General features: G+C 39.2%; 16 protein-coding genes. 11 read left to right on the forward strand and 5 right to left on the reverse strand.

The genetic code is table 11. The annotated features are described in order from the left end of the window. Window positions 1-469: 469 nt before the first annotated feature. From CAL6303_RS23600 to CAL6303_RS29510, 4 genes are all read left to right on the forward strand, one after another. Complete coding sequence (locus CAL6303_RS23600; RefSeq protein ID WP_041739916.1) at window positions 470-706, forward strand: DUF4327 family protein; 237 nt, start codon at window positions 470-472, stop codon at window positions 704-706. Between the two features lie 278 nt (window positions 707-984). After that, on the forward strand, window positions 985-1,551 hold the full coding sequence (locus CAL6303_RS23605) for an adenylate kinase family protein (RefSeq protein ID WP_015200349.1): 567 nt from the start codon (window positions 985-987) through the stop codon (window positions 1,549-1,551). 214 nt (window positions 1,552-1,765) lie between these two features. Beyond that, window positions 1,766-2,509, forward strand: coding sequence for a ribonuclease PH (gene rph, locus CAL6303_RS23610; RefSeq protein WP_015200350.1), 744 nt, complete (start codon window positions 1,766-1,768; stop codon window positions 2,507-2,509). Window positions 2,510-2,651: 142 nt separating this feature from the next. After that, window positions 2,652-2,813: a metallothionein gene (locus CAL6303_RS29510; protein WP_015200351.1), complete on the forward strand. Its 162-nt coding sequence runs from the start codon at window positions 2,652-2,654 to the stop codon at window positions 2,811-2,813. Between the two features lie 536 nt (window positions 2,814-3,349). Here the strand turns inward: CAL6303_RS29510 and CAL6303_RS23615 are convergent. Beyond that, the gene (locus tag CAL6303_RS23615) at window positions 3,350-3,634 is read right to left on the reverse strand and encodes a helix-turn-helix domain-containing protein (RefSeq protein ID WP_015200352.1); all 285 of its coding nucleotides are present in this window, start codon (window positions 3,632-3,634) and stop codon (window positions 3,350-3,352) included. Between the two features lie 481 nt (window positions 3,635-4,115). Here CAL6303_RS23615 and CAL6303_RS23620 point away from each other — a divergent pair, with 481 nt between their 5' ends. From CAL6303_RS23620 to CAL6303_RS23630, 3 genes are all read left to right on the forward strand, one after another. Beyond that, complete coding sequence (locus CAL6303_RS23620) at window positions 4,116-5,111, forward strand: carbohydrate kinase family protein (protein WP_015200353.1); 996 nt, start codon at window positions 4,116-4,118, stop codon at window positions 5,109-5,111. Window positions 5,112-5,324: 213 nt separating this feature from the next. Beyond that, window positions 5,325-7,988, forward strand: a complete 2,664-nt coding sequence (locus CAL6303_RS23625; protein ID WP_015200354.1) for a PAS domain S-box protein — start codon at window positions 5,325-5,327, stop codon at window positions 7,986-7,988. Window positions 7,989-8,103: 115 nt separating this feature from the next. Continuing rightward, the gene (locus tag CAL6303_RS23630) at window positions 8,104-8,352 is read left to right on the forward strand and encodes a hypothetical protein (protein WP_015200355.1); all 249 of its coding nucleotides are present in this window, start codon (window positions 8,104-8,106) and stop codon (window positions 8,350-8,352) included. Between the two features lie 62 nt (window positions 8,353-8,414). Here CAL6303_RS23630 and CAL6303_RS23635 read toward each other — a convergent pair whose 3' ends face one another. Next, window positions 8,415-9,947: a SagB/ThcOx family dehydrogenase gene (locus tag CAL6303_RS23635; RefSeq protein ID WP_015200356.1), complete on the reverse strand. Its 1,533-nt coding sequence runs from the start codon at window positions 9,945-9,947 to the stop codon at window positions 8,415-8,417. A 496-nt stretch (window positions 9,948-10,443) separates the two neighbouring features. Between CAL6303_RS23635 and pyrH the strand changes: the two genes are divergently transcribed. The 3 genes from pyrH (at window position 10,444) to CAL6303_RS23650 (ending at window position 13,283) form a co-directional block, all read left to right on the forward strand. Continuing rightward, on the forward strand, window positions 10,444-11,172 hold the full coding sequence (pyrH, locus tag CAL6303_RS23640; RefSeq protein ID WP_015200357.1) for a UMP kinase: 729 nt from the start codon (window positions 10,444-10,446) through the stop codon (window positions 11,170-11,172). After that, window positions 11,159-11,707 (forward strand): ribosome recycling factor, encoded by a 549-nt coding sequence (frr, locus tag CAL6303_RS23645; RefSeq protein ID WP_015200358.1) that lies wholly within the window; start codon window positions 11,159-11,161, stop codon window positions 11,705-11,707. Before pyrH ends, frr begins: the two co-directional genes overlap by 14 nt. A 460-nt stretch (window positions 11,708-12,167) precedes the next feature. Next, window positions 12,168-13,283, forward strand: coding sequence for a geranylgeranyl reductase family protein (locus CAL6303_RS23650; protein ID WP_015200359.1), 1,116 nt, complete (start codon window positions 12,168-12,170; stop codon window positions 13,281-13,283). Between the two features lie 381 nt (window positions 13,284-13,664). Here CAL6303_RS23650 and CAL6303_RS23655 read toward each other — a convergent pair whose 3' ends face one another. Then, window positions 13,665-14,096, reverse strand: coding sequence for an AbrB family transcriptional regulator (locus tag CAL6303_RS23655; protein WP_015200360.1), 432 nt, complete (start codon window positions 14,094-14,096; stop codon window positions 13,665-13,667). A gap of 1,469 nt (window positions 14,097-15,565) precedes the next feature. Between CAL6303_RS23655 and CAL6303_RS23660 the strand changes: the two genes are divergently transcribed. Next, on the forward strand, window positions 15,566-16,567 hold the full coding sequence (locus tag CAL6303_RS23660; protein ID WP_015200362.1) for a succinate dehydrogenase/fumarate reductase iron-sulfur subunit: 1,002 nt from the start codon (window positions 15,566-15,568) through the stop codon (window positions 16,565-16,567). Between the two features lie 21 nt (window positions 16,568-16,588). Here CAL6303_RS23660 and CAL6303_RS23665 read toward each other — a convergent pair whose 3' ends face one another. After that, window positions 16,589-17,113: a TolB family protein gene (locus CAL6303_RS23665; RefSeq protein WP_015200363.1), complete on the reverse strand. Its 525-nt coding sequence runs from the start codon at window positions 17,111-17,113 to the stop codon at window positions 16,589-16,591. 72 nt (window positions 17,114-17,185) lie between these two features. Beyond that, the gene (locus tag CAL6303_RS23670) at window positions 17,186-17,752 is read right to left on the reverse strand and encodes a TolB family protein (protein WP_015200364.1); all 567 of its coding nucleotides are present in this window, start codon (window positions 17,750-17,752) and stop codon (window positions 17,186-17,188) included. Between the last annotated feature and the right edge of the window lie 14 nt (window positions 17,753-17,766).

Consider the following 17,766-nt stretch of genomic DNA (forward strand, 5'->3'; position numbering starts at 1 on the left):
GTGTTAAGAGCAAGCAAGTAGGCACGCAATTGGTGTAATGTGTTAGTTGTATTACAAAATACAGTATATTTACAAGTCCAACAAAAGCCTGCCATCGATAATCAAAAAAGTTAACATAGTCCTTTCATGCTTGACTTAGCTAGTCATGAAACATTAGGTATTCACTTTGTTAATTGCAACTTCATATAATAGGTTGGAAAACAAAGTTTACATAAACTCTACTGAAATATGGCAGCATAGGTATTAAAAGTAACCTCAGAAGCACAAAATTGAGCATTAATGAGATCAATGTCATGACTTATTGATTTTCTTAACATTTCTTTAGATAATTTTAGGGTGTATGGAGTGAAAATAAAATTAGTTCCGTATACCAAATTACAGAAAATCAGCAACAACTCTATTCTTTGTCGTGTTTGTTTCGCGTCAAAAATGGGAACACTATTTATGTGTAATTCGTGAGCAAAAAACCATGAGTGTGAATACGGTGCCTTATATCAACTACTACTCTTTAGACATTATTCAGGATGAGGCGCGCCAACTGGTGCATAAAGGAGTAGTTAGCAGACAGCAGCCTATATATACCCTTTGTCAGTACATTCCTGCCAGAGAATGGGTTTGCGTGGAATGTGAATTAGAAAAATGTGATTTTTTGTTACGCGATCGCATTGCCGATTTGATTGGTCGTGAAGAGTGGGATAACGACTAACAGATTTTGAATTTAACGCTTGGGATTCATTGTGTCCCTTTAGCCTGAAACTATCCTGGTGTTAAACGTAGTGATTCAAATGTTGCCACGCTTGCGGGTGGCAACGCCGAAAGAAAAATCTGAAAAGGAGCGGTGCGATGTCGGCAACTGCTCTTTTTTATTGGAAGTTCATAGATTCTTTAATTTCTTGATTCCCGCCTCTGTGTTACATCTTCTCCTTGTTTGGGTAAAACAGGTTCAGACTATTGTAAATTTGACTGAATCAGGAGCAAGATATTGTGCGGTTTGTGATTTTGGGAGGTTCCGGTTCGGGTAAGAGTACTCAGGCACAAATGCTTTGTTGGCAGTACAAGATTCCCTTGATTTCCACAGGTGAGGTGCTACGTTCAGCGATTACCAATGGTTTGGAGTTGGGAAATCAGGCTTTACCGTATATGAGACGGGGTGAATTAGTTCCCGATGAACTAATGATTGAGTTTATACGAATCCGTCTTCAAGAAGCAGATGTTGCTCAAGGTTGGGTGCTGGAAGGTTATCCGCGAACTGCTTTCCAAGCTGAGGAACTAGATTTTTTACTAGAAGAATTGGGACAAAGTTTAAATTGGGCAATTTATCTGCAAGTGCCAGAGGTTGTCATGGTAGGTCGTTCTTTAGGACGCTCGTTACCTGATGATCAACCAGAAATTGTTCACCGTCGAGTTGAGCTATTTTACGATCGCACGGTACCGATTTTAGAGTATTATGACCGCCGCCGTCGTTTACTGACTATCAATGGGGATCAATCACCAGATTTGGTACAGGAGGATCTGATTGGTTTATTGTTTCCAGAAAAAAACATCAGGTAAGTAGTTAAACAAAATTAATTACATAATATTAAGGCATGAAACCCTTATCCAGACTAAATACTTGTGTGTAAATAATTCTGCGCGATTACTTAGTAGCTGTAATTTAAGACTTTACTATTTTTTATAAACCAATTCTTGAGGATTCATATTAATTTTGATAATCGGCACCATAAATACTGTATTCTCCTAAGTGACAATTTTGAGGCACTCCGCAATGACTTGGCAACGTCCAGATGGTCGGCAACCTTACCAATTACGTCCTGTAAACTTCCAGACAGATTTTACTTGTTTTGCACCTGGTTCAGTTTTGGCTCAATGCGGTGAAACTCGTGTCCTTTGTACTGTGAGCATAGCTAAAGGTGTACCGAAGTTTCTGGAGGGTAGCGGTAAAGGTTGGTTAACTGCTGAGTATCGCATGTTGCCATCTGCCACTCTCCAGCGCAAGCAAAGGGAAGATTTGAAGTTATCGGGACGCACCCAGGAGATTCAACGTTTAATTGGACGCAGTTTAAGATCTGTAATTGATTTTGACGCGTTGGGTGAAAATACTTTTACAGTTGATGCTGATGTGTTGCAAGCTGATGCTGGAACCAGAACAACTGCGATTACTGGTGGTTTTGTCGCTTTAGCTTGTGCTATTTCCAAATTAGTACAGATGGGATCGTTGACGCGATCGCCTATCATCGGACAAGTAGCTGCTACGTCGGTTGGTTTACTAGGTGGTGAAGCATTCCTAGATTTAAACTATGTTGAAGATGTTGCTGCAGAAGTTGATTTTAATGTGGTGATGAATCAAAATCTTGGCATTATTGAAGTTCAAGGGACAGCAGAAGAAGGTTATTTTAGCCGACAACAGTTAAATCAGTTGTTGGATTTTTCAGAAAAAGGTATTCAGCAGTTATTAGCATCTCAACGTCAAGCAATTCCGAATTGGAATGATATTTATATGGGTGATTAGGAAGGCGAACGCAATGACAATTGGGCATTTTTTTACTTGCAGTACTCTTAAATCTATGGAATGTATATTTATATTAAGTTATTTATGAACATCTGTTCATATATAATATAGTTATAGATGTACCAAAACCAAAGGTTCGGATATGGAAAGCGTTACTTTAATGAAATGTGCTTGCCAAACTTGCTTATGTGTAGTTTCCACCCAAGATGCAGTACAGAAAGACAATAAGTACTACTGTTCTCCAGCTTGTGCAGAAGGACACAAAACAATGAAAGGTTGTGCCAATAGTGGTTGCGGCTGTTAGAACAAGCTAAAAATACTTCCTCAACAGCATTTGTTTTCCCTAGAGAGGCTAGAAAACAGATGCTGATTATTTTTTTGATGATCGGCAAATTTCGTATATCACTTGATTAAAAGAGGGAATAGGGAACCAGCAGTACGCAACAGGACAAGCTATTCCCTATTCCCTTTGTGGATAAATTAGGATTTTGCCAGATTTATCTATGAATCAGATTTACGCACCAATTGCAAATAATAAGATTTCTAGATTACCTACTCTCGAATGACTCCCAAAGAAGCGGTGACGGAGGTACGGAATGACTTGGAGTCAGTGCCTCAGAGAAATATTTCCATGCCTAAATCAGGTTCTTGTTGGCTTGTGTACCACTTGGAGGGATGATGATGCGAGGCTGATATGGAGTCTATTAGGGAATAATCATTGAGATGGAGTCGTTACAAACTAGTGAGTACATTGGCATTAGTTGCTTCTGGCTGTGTTGCGATCAAATTGCCGCGTAATGAGGAGAATGAAAAGCAAACAGCCAAAATCATTTGGACAATCTACTGGTGAGTTGTATTGGTGAGGTCGTTCGGGAGAGGTAATTGACAGCAATTAACATCATTGAGGCAAACCTTACCCCAAAGCATTGCCCAGCGGACAAGTGCAACTCGGTTGTCAGTTTCAGTTTTCGTGAGAATATTGCTGATATGGTTATCAACTGTACGTTTGCTGATTTCCAGTTTACCTGCAATTTGTTGGTTAGTTAAGCCAGCAGCCACTAAGTCAATAATTTGCAGTTCTCTGTCTGACAGACTAACAGGGGTCTGAGACTCGCCACCAACCATGAGCAGTTTATTCCTCCATTGGTATTTGTACTTAATCGCTCTTTCCCATTTTAGAAGATTCTTTGATGAGTCGGTGTTTCAACTGTTAGCGGTTATACGATTGAGCATATTTATTTATGAGTAAAGTTAGCAGCGAGATTATTATGAAGGGTTTCGTCTATTTTGTCACTTTGTACTTAGATAGATATGGAAGTTCTTACTTGGTCTATGGTGGTAGCAAATGAGTAAACTTATGCATGAGATAGAGTGCTGCTCCAAAGTTACGCTTGAGTCAGGGTTGCAATATTTATCAAAATTCTGCTTAAGTTGGTACTCAATTGTGTAAACTACTGGCAACGCGATAAATTTAGTTTCGGCTTTGCTCAACCACCATCGGAATGCTGCATTATGTTCCTCCGGAACGCTGCGCGCAGCGCATGAATCATTGTAGATTCAATATTAGAGAATTTTTCTTGCAATCATTAATCACTCAAAAATTCAGATGAGTAATCCCCGTGTTTTATGTCTGGGTGAGGTTTTATTTGACCTTTTAGCAGATCAATTAGGACAAAGCTTAGAGGAGGTCGAATCTTGGACTCCCTATCCAGGAGGAGCACCTGCGAACGTTGCCTGTTCATTGGTGAAATTGGGTGTTCCTGCTGGATTTGTCGGCTGTGTCGGAGAAGATGAAACTGGAAACGAGCTAGTTGATTTATTGGGGAAAACTGGAGTAGATATAACTGGGGTGCAACGTCATCCGACAGCACCGACGCGTCAGGTATATGTGGTGCGGAGTTTAGAAGGCGATCGCGCTTTTGCTGGATTTGGTAATTACGACACGAGGGATTTTGCCGACACGAAGTTACAAGCGGCAAATTTACCGGAGTCTTTGTTTGAAATTGCCGATATTTTAGTTTTAGGAACTTTGGAGTTAGCGTACCCTGAAAGCGCTAAGGCTGTGCATCGTGCTCTGAGTTTGGCAGAAAAGTATGATATGAAAGTCGTACTGGATATTAATTGGCGACCTGTTTTTTGGCAGAATCCCGATGCTGCAATGGTGGCAATTAGGGAGATATTTAGTCGGGTTGATTTTATCAAGTTAGCCAAGGAAGAAGCTGAATGGCTGTTTAACACCAGTGATGCAGGGGCAATTAAATATCGTCTTGATTCTGTAGAAGGTGTGCTGATTACTGACGGTGAAAATGGCTGTGCTTACTGTCTCGATGAAAACGAAGGCAAATTACCTGCTTTTAATGTCAAGGTAGCAGATACAACTGGTGCAGGGGATAGTTTTCTAGCTGGTTTTATCCACCAATTGCTAACTTATGGTGTCAATAGCCTGAGTAATCCCGATATTGCGAAACAAATCGTTATATTTTCTAGTGCAGTTGGGGCATTAACCACTTTGACATCAGGTGCGATCGCATCTCAACCAAATCTGGCAGAAGTCGAAGCTTTTATTGCTTCCCAAGCTGATGCAGGTAAAAGTTTGAGGTAAATCAACAACTTATACAAATTAATTACAAATTAATTTGTTGGAAGACTACGAGTCTGTCAAATAAATTTTGACGGACATTTTTTTCTGAGTCCATACTTCCGCAAACAATCCAATCAAGAACTGAAAATTGTTAAAAACCAAATATTTTTGGGAATAATATGTACAAACAGCAAAAAATAACCTGTTGTTACTGCCTCTTGATTGGTTAGCTTTATGCAAAGTGATAATTCAGAAGTATCTATCATTCAAAATCAACCATCACTCCATTGTCAAGATTTTGATATGGCGCTTCGCCATTTTTTTGAAATAGCAGGTGATGCAATTATTATTGCCAATGAAGAGGAATTTATTGAATGTAATATTGCATCTATCGAGATGTTTAAATGCTTCCAAAAAGAAGATTTTATTGGTAAAAATATTCTAGATTTTTCACCTGAATTTCAACCCAGTGGCATTTCATCAGAGCAATTATTTGCTCAACATCTTCAAGCTGCTATAACTGATGTCAACTCTGTTTTCGAGTGGCTTAATCAAACTTTGGATGGTGCTACCTTCTGGACAGAAATAACTTTAACATCTCATAGAAAAGGTAATAATTTCTTTTTCCAATATGTCATTCGTAATATTGAAAAACTAAAATTCAAAGAATCTGAATATAACTCAGTTATCAAAATTATTGAAGATGAACTATCCAAAATTAAGCGACGTTTTCAAGATATATCTGAGGCAATAGGGGAATATATTTGGGAGGTGGATAAAAACTTAAAATATACCTTTTTAGCAGGCAAATCTAAATGTGTTAAAGGCTATGAGCCTGAAGAACTACTCGGTCGTTCTCTAGTGGATTTCATGCCCAAGGAAGACATAGAATTAATTGGAAAAACTTTAAAAGACTCATACATTAACAAAACTAGTTTTAAACTCGAACATCGTAATATAACTCCCTATGGAGAAATATTTTGGGAGGAGGTTAACGGTATCCCATTACTGGATGAAAATGAAAATGTCATTGGATTTCGGGGTGTGGGTATGAGTATTAATAAGCGCAAACACACAGAAGAAGAATTACGAAAATCGAAAGAAATTTTACAGATAGTTATAGATACAATCCCCCAATCTATTTCTTGGCAAAATCGCAACTTAGTTTATATGGGGTGTAACCGTAAACTGGCTGTTGCTGTCGGGGTTATTACACCTGAAAAAATTATTGGTAAAACTGATTATCAATTGTCATGTAACTATAAAGATGCAGATGCTTTCCGAAAAAATAATAGCCGAATCATGGAAACAGATACACCAGAAATTCATATTATTCAGCAACATCTGCAAGCAGATGGTACAAAAGTTTGGCTTGATACTAGTAAATTACCACTTCATGATACTAGTGGAAATGTAGTTGGTGTCTTGGTTATTTCTGAAGATATTACGGAACGCAAAAATATTGAAGAAGATAAATTAGAATCAGAAATTTTGATTCAACAAAAAGCGCAGCGAGAGAAATTACTTAATTGTATTATTAATCAAATTCGTGGTTCTTTAGATTTTGATTATATTCTAAGTACAACTGTAGAAGAAATCCGTGGTTTATTAGAAATTGATTCGTGTCATTTCGCTTGGTACCATCACGAAATTGAAAACCCATATTGGGAGGTTGTGAAAGACTCTCATCACCCTGATTTAGCAGATTTTAGCGGTTGCTATCCAATTTCAGAAATAACATCTTTAAGTAACTTGATGTTGGGGCTAAAAATTCAAAGAATTGATAATGTAGAAATGCTGAAAAACCGGGATTTAAAAGAATTTTTGTTGTCCCTAGGTCACAAATCTTTTTTATCCATTCCTGGTAAGACCAATTCCGGTGCAATTTGTGCTGTTAGTTGTAGTCATAATCGCTCAGTACGGATGTGGAATGATTTTGAAGTCGAATTATTAGAATCAGTGATTTCTCAACTAATGATTGCTTTAAATCAAGCAGAACTTTACCGCCAAAGTCAAATTAAAACACAAGAAACTGAAGAAGCATTAAAAGAATTACAAATTGCCCAAACACAACTAATTCAAAGCGAAAAAATGTCATCACTTGGGCAACTAGTTGCAGGTGTTGCTCACGAAATTAATAATCCAGTAAATTTTATTCACGGAAATCTTGCCCCTGCCCGTGAATATACAAAAGATTTACTAAATTTAATTAATGTATATCAAAAACATTACCCCGAACCTGTAAGCGAAGTTCTAAAAATACGAGAAGAAATTGATTTTGATTTTGTGGTTGAAGATTTACCAAAATTGCTTACATCAATGAAAGTTGGTACACAACGAATTCGAGAAATTGTTTTAAGCCTACGCAGTTTTTCTCGACTTGATGAAGCTGAATTTAAACAAGCAGATATTCATGATGGCATTGACAGTACATTAATGATTTTGCAACATCGTCTTAAGGGTAGAGAATATCTTGCTGGTGTTGAGGTGATTAAACAATATAATCAGTTGCCACTGGTTGAGTGCTATCCTGGGCAATTAAATCAAGTTTTCATGAATATTATAGTCAATGCGATTGATGTCTTAGAAGAGAGGTATAACAGTTTATCTGGAACACCGCAAATTCATATATCAACCAAAGTTATTGATCATAATCAAGTTGAAATTAGTATTAAAGATAATGCTGGAGGAATGCCCGAAGTTGTTTGTAAAAGGTTATTTGATCCATTTTTTACAACTAAACCAGTCGGGAAAGGTACGGGAATGGGTTTATCAATTAGCTATCAGATTATTACCGAACGTCATCATGGACAATTAATATGTATTTCTACCGAAGGTATTAGTTCGGAATTTATCATTAAAATTCCCGTGCGACAGCAAGTGACCACTGCAAGATAAAGGTACAATTTTCCGGTAGTATCAGGTTGAAGTGTGAATATTCGAGTATGTATCAAAAATGTATAATCCAGAACATTAAATGGATTATTTAAGCAAAATTTCCTATTGATTAGCTGTGACTGATAAGTTTCCCCAAAAGTCATCTCAAAATTGGCATCTTGATTCCGCAGCTAGCCATGAGGGATATAATCATGCAGCACCCTTAGCACCTCTGAAGGATCGTGACTGGTTAGCTTTGATAATATTATTTGATAGACAAGACGGTGATGAAATCGAAGCTGAGGTTATGTCAAAACTAAGTTTGATGGTTCCTGAACCTTCTTGGGATGAAGATCCCTTCGACTTTCTGGGTGAGTTTCTCTAGTGTGTTCAGTAGGAAAAACTAGATGACAAAAGCTATATTTTGGCACAAAAATTCCGATACTTTTATCTTTGTCTTCCTAGAGTTGTAATATACAAAACAGCTTCATCAATAGGAATGCCTAAGACTTCATTCACTTTGTCATCAAAAAATCCACCAATTCCACTTACACCAATACTTAGACGAGTAGCCGCTAAATTCAGCTTTTGTCCTAAATGCCCAGCATCCATATGCAAATAGCGGTAAACTCGATCGCCATATTGATGGACAGCTGCCCTTAAATCTGCCGTATGAAAAATTACAGCGGAGGCATCACGACCTAGTTCTTGTCCTAAGCAGAGAAAATGTAACTCTCTACGAAAGTTTTTAAAGCGAATTTGACGTAATTCTTGAGCTTTGGGTGCATAGTAGTAGCAGCCAGTTTCCAAGCCTTCGACTCCAGAAGTGACAATAAAGGTTTGGATCAGGTTTAGGTCAAAATAGTCAGGGCAAATATCTAATCCTTGGTCTAGATAATGTTCCGATTGATACGTAAAATCCAACAGTGATTTTAGTTCATCAAGGGTTAAATCATCGCCACTGTAAGCCCTAGTAGAACGACGTTTGAGAATTGTACTTTCCAGTTTATCTAACTTTTCTCCCCAATCAATCTGCGTAGTTTGAGTGGCAAATTTCTGACAGAAAGGAAAGTTATATTTATCTTCGATAGATTTTTCTTGTTTAATCTCTGGGAGATTAAGTTTACCAGTTGTTCCCGGCTGAATTTGTGTCATCCGGTGAAAGTACGGGAGTAGTTCACCATCAGGGAGATGAGGATATTCGGTTTCGGTTGCAGAAGGTAAAGCGGTGCGTCCGGTGGGTAAATTTTGATTAATATCGAGTAAATCGGCTAGAGGCAAAACAGCGATCGCGCTTTCTTGTTGAGGGTCAATATACAGCATTTCATCTACAGCTTGATCAATAAATCCGCCGATTAAATGGGGGCGATAATCACTAATAGCTGCTGCCAACTCAATATTACCTAGCAAATGTCCTGTATCTAAGAAAATTCGCCGATATGCACGATCTTCATAACGCCATGCAGAACGGTAGAAAACTGATGTAATTACCAAAGCTATTTGAGTATTTTCTAAAGAAGGATGCCAAAAACAAGCTTCCTGCAAATTTTGCCAAACATTACTTTCCCAAAAATGCATCAGGGAATGGGTTCGACACTGATAATTATAAAGACCGGGTGGTAGTAAAGGCGTACCCTTAGAAACCAAATAAATTTCAGCTGGATATAAACCGCCAGCACTGGGAGATGAACGTAAATACACGGTATTTCCCATCGACGGCATTCTCGCAGTTAATCCGTAGCTGCAAAATAGCAATCGTGACAATCTCCGCCACCATTGCCCATCAGGGTTATTCGCAAATGCTTCTGGTGCTTCTTGAATATAAGACTTTAAATCAAACGTCGCACCTATTTTATATTCTTTAAACGGAACTGGTTGTTTTGACCAGTCCAAACTTTGACTTCTAGAGGCGATGGTTTCTGGATCATACTTCGTTCGTTCATGGTAGTGCTGGGCAATAGATTGGTGCAGTTCTGGCATGGGAGGATAAATACGCTTCTGTTAAATCAGTGAACAGTGAACAGTGGACAGTTATCACAGTTTGAGTTGCGGATTTAAGACAGGAAAAAGTGACACAGTGAGCCTGTTGAATTGCTTAGTAACCACCCCAACTAAAACCCGCTACTTTTAAACGTGGGAGATTCAGACTCCCAACTGATAACTGACAACTGATAACTGATAACTGTTAAATATCTTGGCATTCCTCGGTGCCATCATTTAGTCATTATGGGTACAATATTTGGAATCTACATAATTCTACGCTCAAAAATAAAATTAATTCATATATTGGAAACTATTAGTTCCGTAAATCGATCTAATCTTTGTAAAAATATCACGTATAAATTTTTCATTCTCAGTATAAACAACCGCTAACTTCAAGTAGAAGTTGACCAACCACTAGAGACAGATTGTCACGCTCACTGCTATCTTAAGTTGGAGGAAATTGCAACTTTTTCTTTGAGATAGATATAACTTCATGGGTAGAAATTACCGAAGGGTTTTACTTAAACTAAGCGGTGAAGCCTTAATGGGCAACATGGGCTATGGCATTGACCCCGAAGTGGTCAAGGAAATAGCACAAGAGGTAGCAGAGGTAGTAGCCACAGGTGTTGAAATTGCCATCGTTGTTGGCGGTGGAAATATTTTTCGCGGAGTTAAAGCTGCATCAGCAGGAATGGATCGGGCAAACGCTGACTACATCGGCATGATTGCTACGGTAATGAATGCCATGACGCTACAAGACTCCTTAGAACAGATTAATATCGAGACGCGAGTACAAACTGCGATCGCTATGCAAGAATTAGCTGAACCTTACATTCGCCGCAAAGCGATTCGTCACCTAGAAAAGGGGCGGGTGGTGATTTTTGGCGCTGGTTCAGGTAATCCTTTTTTCACTACTGATACTGCTGCGGCATTACGTGCTGCGGAAATCGAAGCCGAGGTGATTTTTAAAGCCACCAAAGTAGACGGTATCTATGATGCTGATCCGATGGAGGTTCCCGATGCCAGACGTTACAATACTTTAACTTATAACCATGTTCTAGCAAAAGATTTACGGGTAATGGATAGCACTGCTATTGCTCTATGCAAAGAAAACAATATCCCCATTTTAGTTTTTGACCTCACCGTCAGGGGTAACATCAAGCGTGCAGTTATGGGAGAATCGATTGGCACGCTTGTGGGAGGTTCCTGTGAAATTAGCTGAAGCTGAGAGTACGATGCAAAAGACTGTAGAGGCAACTTTGCGGGCTTTTAACACAATTCGCACTGGTCGCGCCAATTCCAGCCTACTTGATAAAGTGACGGTGGAGTATTATGGCACGCCAACACCTTTAAAATCGCTGGTTAACATCAGCACACCCGATGCTACAACTATCTTGATTCAACCCTATGATAAAAGTAGCCTCAATGCGGTGGAAAAGGCAATTTCATTATCTGATGTGGGATTAACCCCCAGTAATGACGGTTCGGTGATTAGATTAAATATTCCACCACTAACTAGCGATCGCCGTAAAGAGTTTGTCAAACTTGCTGCCAAATACGCTGAAGAGGGACGGGTGGCTATTCGTAATATCCGCCGAGATACTGTAGATGCAATTCGGAAACAAGAGAAAGCTGGGGAAATGTCGGAAGATGAATCCCGCGATCAGCAAGACAAATTACAAAAACTCACCGATAAATACAATGCCAAAATTAGTGAGTTGCTAGTAGAAAAAGAAAAGGACATTACAACTGTCTGATAATTCAGCTTCTTAGAAGTCTCGCAAAAATAACTGCACAAATTGAATGGGAAACAGCCTACAAGCTTTACTTCTCAATTAAAAGGGTTCAAATGATTTTTGGATGATGCCTGAGAGCAGTTAAAACGGGAAATTGTCAAACTATTGTTGACTTTTTCCCGTTTTTGCCTTCTTATCATGTCTCAAAGCTAAAAACTGAGAAATTTTGCCAATCTGGTCAATCAAAAGCCAGATAATGGTGTTAAATAAGTCATGGCTTCACGTAAGCAAATAAAATATATTTACGGATGAATTTGAGTTACCAAGAATAAAGATTTAGATCAGTACCACTAAACTGTAAATGCGTAGCTTACGTGGCAGTTCCAAATTAACCTAGATTATTTACGGAATTTTTCAATTATCTATCCGTAAAATCCCCGGATTTCCTAGTAAACGAGTTGAGGAGCAATCATTCAGCCTTATGTATGACTGTATAATTGTCGGTGCCGGACCAGCGGGTGGCAGCGCCGCGTATCATTTAGCCAAACGTGGACATTCAGTATTAATTCTAGAAAAGGAATCTTTACCTCGATATAAGCCCTGTGGAGGTGGAGTGTCACCTGCGATCGCGCAATGGTTTGATTTTGACTTTAGCCCTGCAATTTCAGTCAAAGCTGACACCATTCGCTGTACTTGGAATATGGAAGATCCAGTTTCGGTGAAACTAGAAACTCCCGAACCCGTATGGATGGTGCGCCGTGATGTATTTGACCATTTCTTAGTCCAGCAAGCACAAAAACAAGGTGCTGAACTCCGTGATAACACTGAAGTTACTGGAATTGAATTTAAAAGCGATCATTGGCAAGTTAATACCGCAAATGGTCCCATCACCGGGAAATATATAATTGCTGCTGATGGTGCCAAAGGTCCAATGGCGAAATGGCTTGGTTTCAAAGAGCGTAAGCGCCGTCTAGCTGCGGCTTTAGAAGCCGAAGCTGTTGCCACAGTTCCCAACACCAACATCATCGATTTTGAGTTCGGAATGGTCAAAAATGGCTATGTCTGGAACTTTCCCAAAGCCGATGGTTACTCAATTGGTGTCGGTACTTTTATCGGTGGTGAACCCCAAGATTTTAAAAAGATTTTGGATGAATATGGTAAAAGTTTTGGCTTGAATATCAGTTCTTGCAAACAGTATGGTCATGCTTTGTGTTTGTGGAATGGTGAACAAACTCTCCATACCCAAAATGCTGTTTTAGCTGGTGAAGCTGCTTGTGTGGTTGACCCGATGACAGCAGAAGGAATTCGTCCTTCTATCTATAGTGGAATTAAAGCCTCGGAAGCTATTGATCAAGCTTTAGGTGGTAATCCTGGTGCCTTGAAAAACTACTCAGACATTATGAATGATGAATGGGGTAGTGATATGGCATGGGCAGCAAAAATTGCTGGTTTATTCTACCGCTTTCCTAAAGTTGGTTATAAGGTCGGGATTAAGCGTCCTTCCGGTCCTCAATTGATGGGTAAAATCCTCTGTGGACAGTTACGGTATGGAGATGTAGCAGGTAGGGCAATTAAGCGTCTAACTCCTTTTGGTTAGAATTTTGGTTAGAAATATTTGCGGGAAAATTTAGTTTGGCAAAAAAAATATCAGGTTGTTTATCTCAAGCAAACAACCTGATATTTTTGCTTTATACAAAAGCAAAGTCTCAAAAAATCTACATTTAGACCATCACTGAAAAGAAGCGGTATACACAATTGCAATAGCTTCCGTTTTGAGTAAGCAATTATACTTTAACAGCGAGTTGAGCGCAGCTAATCACTTAGCTCTATTCTGATGTATCGAGGGTTATTTCGAGTTGATTTTACTTCATCTCTAAGGTGGCAAGCATGAATTTAAAGCAGTTAGATTGATTGGGACGTAGCTTTATCCCAAACATCTTAACTTCTATTATTTAGTTACCACCTCTATTTACCAAATTTACTCATCTTCATCTTCATCATCTTCATCTGCTTCTAAGTCAAGATCTCCACCTAACCTTTTGTCAGCGTCAACTTGAATCAAATGAATATGCTTATATCCCAGCTTAATTTCAAATTCGTCACCAGATTTTAAGCCCATTGCCTTGGTATAGGTTGCACCAATTACAATTTGCCCATTTTGATGAACGCTAACCCGATATGTCGGTTCACGACCCCGACCATCTTTTGGTGCTTCAGGACTTAAAGGAATCCCTCTTGCTGAAAGCAAAGCATCATAAAAATCCGTTAGATTTACTCTAACTTGACCACCTTTTGTAGTGGTGTAATAACCACACTGCTTTGCCCGTTCCCGGCGAGGTAAGTTAGAAAGTTCTTTTACCTTCGCAAGCAGTGATTTTCCAGTTAATGGTGCAGTTGCAGTCTCACTCATTATGCTCTCAATATCCTTACTATCTCCAAATGTTTAAACCAATGTTGTTGCCATGACATGGTTTTTCGACATCTGCACAAGGGCTGTCAATACCCTAAATTAAAGGGAAAATTCCTAATCGCAGCAATCCCACATCTTTTGCTATGAGATGGCTTAATAGGATTTGATTTCGCTCATTCGATGGTAATTTTAACGATTATTTACCATCTAAAACGAAATATTTTTATTTATTGACCCAATGTAACAGTGCCATTTTCAGCAAGCTTGACAATTCTTAGAACTTCTACAACTCTAAGTCAGTTGTAAAACTTTGAAATTGCAGGTTTTTACTTTCAGCACTTGCCTTTATTGCTTCTGAGTCTATGGATTTTACCCAATGACACACTTCAGCTTTAGGCTGCATAGTATTATCGCCATGTTGTATGAGTATACAACCTTTTATTGCTTGATGTTAAAGATGTGTAAAATCACATCTGGTGAAGATTACAAAGAACAAAAGTAATGTTAGCCGCAGTTGTACGGCATTTTTTACTGGTTTTGTGGCTTTGTAATTTTCTATTAAATACTAGCATGGACTAATAATAGCAAAATAATTGTTTAATTTTGAATTAAACTTGTGATTACACTTTATCTCAAAATATCGGTTGTTGGGATCAGGATTATGCAGATGCTTTTGTCAAAATTCATTTAATTTCGGCAGATGGTTTTGGTGAGAGTTACAAATATCAGTTATCGATAGAGAGATTTTCTTGCTCATCATCATATTTAACAATTCTATATATCCAAAACCCTCGGCATTACCATTCCTTCTACAGATTTGACGATGAAGGTAGATGGGATAAGGGTAAATTAGTTGAGGATAATTCTGTTTTTTGAGCAGGTAATGTCCCTTGAGTTCTGTAAAATCCCGAAAATGTCAAAACAAGTGGCTATGGGTAAGTGGGAGAAATACTAATTTTCGTAAATTTTTTGATCTGTACAAGTACATCAATCTGACTTAAAACTCAAGTAGCTTATAGTAGCCTGTCAAAATTAAAATGGTCTTTTGTTGGAGATCCGAAGTTTTAGGTGTTTATAGGATTGCTGGACGTGTGGATAAACATCAAAATAAAATTCACAGATACAAGGTAGTGAATATCGGGGTTATGGGTGGAGACCTTATTATGCTTTAGACAAAATTGCTAATGCAACAGTTCTCGAAGTGAGATTTTAATGGTTATCCTGGTATCAGTTTAGGTTTGATTAGCTAGCTATGGAAGTTCTGATGTTTAATTTGAGAGTAACAAAAGGTAAGTTAGGGGTAGTTTAGGCATCATAATGATGCCTAAGTCAAAAATGGCTTTTCGGCTCAAGCCTAGAATAACTTCTTTGCTTTAGTGTGTTAATGGTGTCAATTTATCTCGTTATGTCGTCAGTTTACTTGACTGGCTAATTTTTCATAAGTAGCAGTAAAAAATTTGGTTTTAGTTATGGAAGTTATTTTTAAAATTCTTCGTCAAGCAGAAAAATCCTGTGCATCAGTACAAAATTACCGCTTAGATGTTGAAGCTGGTAACACAATCCTTGATTGTCTAAATCAAATTAAGTGGGAACAGGATGGAACTTTAGCGTTTCGGAAAAATTGCCGGAATACAATTTGTGGTAGTTGTGCAATCCGGATTAACGGACGTTCGGCTTTAGCTTGTAAAGAAAATGTTGGCAGTGAGATTATTTTTGCCGGACAAAACGGCAAAAATGCTAAAGAAAATACTATCCCAGAAATTACTATTGCTCCCCTTGGCAACATGCCTGTGATTAAGGATTTGGTGGTGGATATGAGTAGTTTTTGGGATAATTTGGAAGCAGTTATGCCTTATGTAAGTACTGCTGGGAGGCAGGTTCCCGAACGTGAATTCTTGCAGACACAAGAAGAGCGATCGCGTTTAGACCAAACTGGTAACTGTATCATGTGTGGGGCTTGTTATTCTGAGTGTAATGCTCGTGAGGTGAATCCCAATTTTGCCGGACCCCATGCATTGGCAAAAGCTTCGCGGATGGTTTTAGATTCCCGCGACAATCAAACTGAAAACCGTTTGGAAAAATATAATCAAGGAACTGATGGGGTTTGGGGTTGTACCCGTTGTTATTATTGCAACTCAGTTTGTCCGATGGAAGTGGCTCCCATGGATCAAATTACCAAGATTAAGCAAGAAATTTTAGATCGTAAACAAGCTGATGATAGCCGTTCGATTCGTCACCGTAAAGTTTTAATTGAACTAGTTAAGGAAGGTGGCTGGGTAGATGAGCGGCAATTTGGTTTAAAAGTAGTGGGTAATTCTTTTAAAGATCTCAAAGGTTTACTGAGTATCGCTCCCTTGGGAATCAAGATGCTAACTCGCGGCAAATTTCCCATGAAGTTCGAGCCTTCCCAGGGTACAGCCCAAGTGCGATCGCTTATTGAAGCCGTTCAAGCAGAAGAAAAAAAGGGGTAAGAAGAAAAGGGGGAAAATAACTTATCTTGGATCTTGGGGAATATCTAATTGTCTTCCTGAAACCTCATAAACCAAAACATCCCACTGTCCGTTAACCGTGGTTTCAAAAGCAATGCGACTACCGTCTGCGCTGATAGTGGGGTTGCGGACTTCTGCTGGCAAATTTGCCGTTAGATTCCGTGATTGCCGAGTTTGGCGATCAAATAAAAAAATTGCCGAACGACCTTGACGGGATGCGGCAAAAACAACATAGCGACCATTATCCGAGACACTGGGGTGAGATGCGATCGCGTCATAGGAATTTAGCCCTGGTAGATCCACCAAGTTTCGAGTCACAGTATCAAAAAGATATACATCTTGGGTACCTCGACGGTCAGTTGTATAAATAATATACCGACCAGATATTTGGGGATTTAACTCCGAAGCCGAACTATTAAGGCTTCTGCCACCTGGATCAAAAGGATAACTGAGTATTCGAGGGTAGCCAACACAACCACTTAGTAAACTCAAACTTGCTAATACTGGTATAAACAGTTCTTTAGTCATTTTTCTCTCCTTCACTCCCCCTGCCTCCCCTGCTTCCCCTGCTTCCCCTGCCTCCCCTGCTCCCTACCTCTTCTAATTCCCCGGTGGTTGAGAAACTGTTGCACCATTGGGTATATCCAACTCAATACCAGGACCCCGATCCAGTACTTCCACATCCCACTGACCTCGAATAGTGGTTTCAAATACGACATAGCGCCCATCGGGACTAATAGCAGGATTACGTACCCAACCCCGATAAATGGGGGTGAGAATTTGAGATTGTTGGGATGCTCGGTCATAAAGCGCCACAACAGGTCTACCTTGGTCGCTGGTAATGTAGGCGATGTAGCGCCCGGTGTAGCTCAAGCTAGGACTCTCAACAACAGTATCGGGGCGATTTAGACGCGGAGTGCTGACAAATTTTTGTTGTTGTAAATCGTATACCAAGGCTTGATGGTAGCCATTACGGTTGGAAACAAACGCCAAAAAACGACCATTACCACTTAAGGCAGGTTGTTCCTCAGTGTAGCGGCTGTTGAGGGAAGTGGGACCAGCGGGGATATTTTCTCCCCCACAACCAAAAAGCAAGTTCACTAATCCAAAAAGAAGACTCCAACGTAAAGATTTGTGGAGCCGGAATATAGGTGTAGTTTTTTTCACCTTAACTATTGATG

The organism is Calothrix sp. PCC 6303, from assembly GCF_000317435.1.
In the GTDB taxonomy this organism is placed as follows: Bacteria; Cyanobacteriota; Cyanobacteriia; order Cyanobacteriales; family Nostocaceae; genus PCC-6303.

Excerpts from the sequence above, each read along its gene's own strand:
- CAL6303_RS23665 (WP_015200363.1), bottom strand. The coding sequence starts at position 17,113 with ATGACTAAAGAACTGTTTATACCAGTATTAGCAAGTTTGAGTTTACTA.
- CAL6303_RS23615 (WP_015200352.1), bottom strand. The coding sequence starts at position 3,634 with ATGGTTGGTGGCGAGTCTCAGACCCCTGTTAGTCTGTCAGACAGAGAA.
- CAL6303_RS23625 (WP_015200354.1), top strand. The coding sequence starts at position 5,325 with ATGCAAAGTGATAATTCAGAAGTATCTATCATTCAAAATCAACCATCA.
- CAL6303_RS23655 (WP_015200360.1), bottom strand. The coding sequence starts at position 14,096 with ATGAGTGAGACTGCAACTGCACCATTAACTGGAAAATCACTGCTTGCG.
- rph (WP_015200350.1), top strand. The coding sequence starts at position 1,766 with ATGACTTGGCAACGTCCAGATGGTCGGCAACCTTACCAATTACGTCCT.
- CAL6303_RS23650 (WP_015200359.1), top strand. The coding sequence starts at position 12,168 with ATGTATGACTGTATAATTGTCGGTGCCGGACCAGCGGGTGGCAGCGCC.
- CAL6303_RS23620 (WP_015200353.1), top strand. The coding sequence starts at position 4,116 with ATGAGTAATCCCCGTGTTTTATGTCTGGGTGAGGTTTTATTTGACCTT.
- CAL6303_RS23600 (WP_041739916.1), top strand. The coding sequence starts at position 470 with ATGAGTGTGAATACGGTGCCTTATATCAACTACTACTCTTTAGACATT.
- CAL6303_RS23635 (WP_015200356.1), bottom strand. The coding sequence starts at position 9,947 with ATGCCAGAACTGCACCAATCTATTGCCCAGCACTACCATGAACGAACG.
- CAL6303_RS29510 (WP_015200351.1), top strand. The coding sequence starts at position 2,652 with ATGGAAAGCGTTACTTTAATGAAATGTGCTTGCCAAACTTGCTTATGT.
- pyrH (WP_015200357.1), top strand. The coding sequence starts at position 10,444 with ATGGGTAGAAATTACCGAAGGGTTTTACTTAAACTAAGCGGTGAAGCC.
- CAL6303_RS23660 (WP_015200362.1), top strand. The coding sequence starts at position 15,566 with ATGGAAGTTATTTTTAAAATTCTTCGTCAAGCAGAAAAATCCTGTGCA.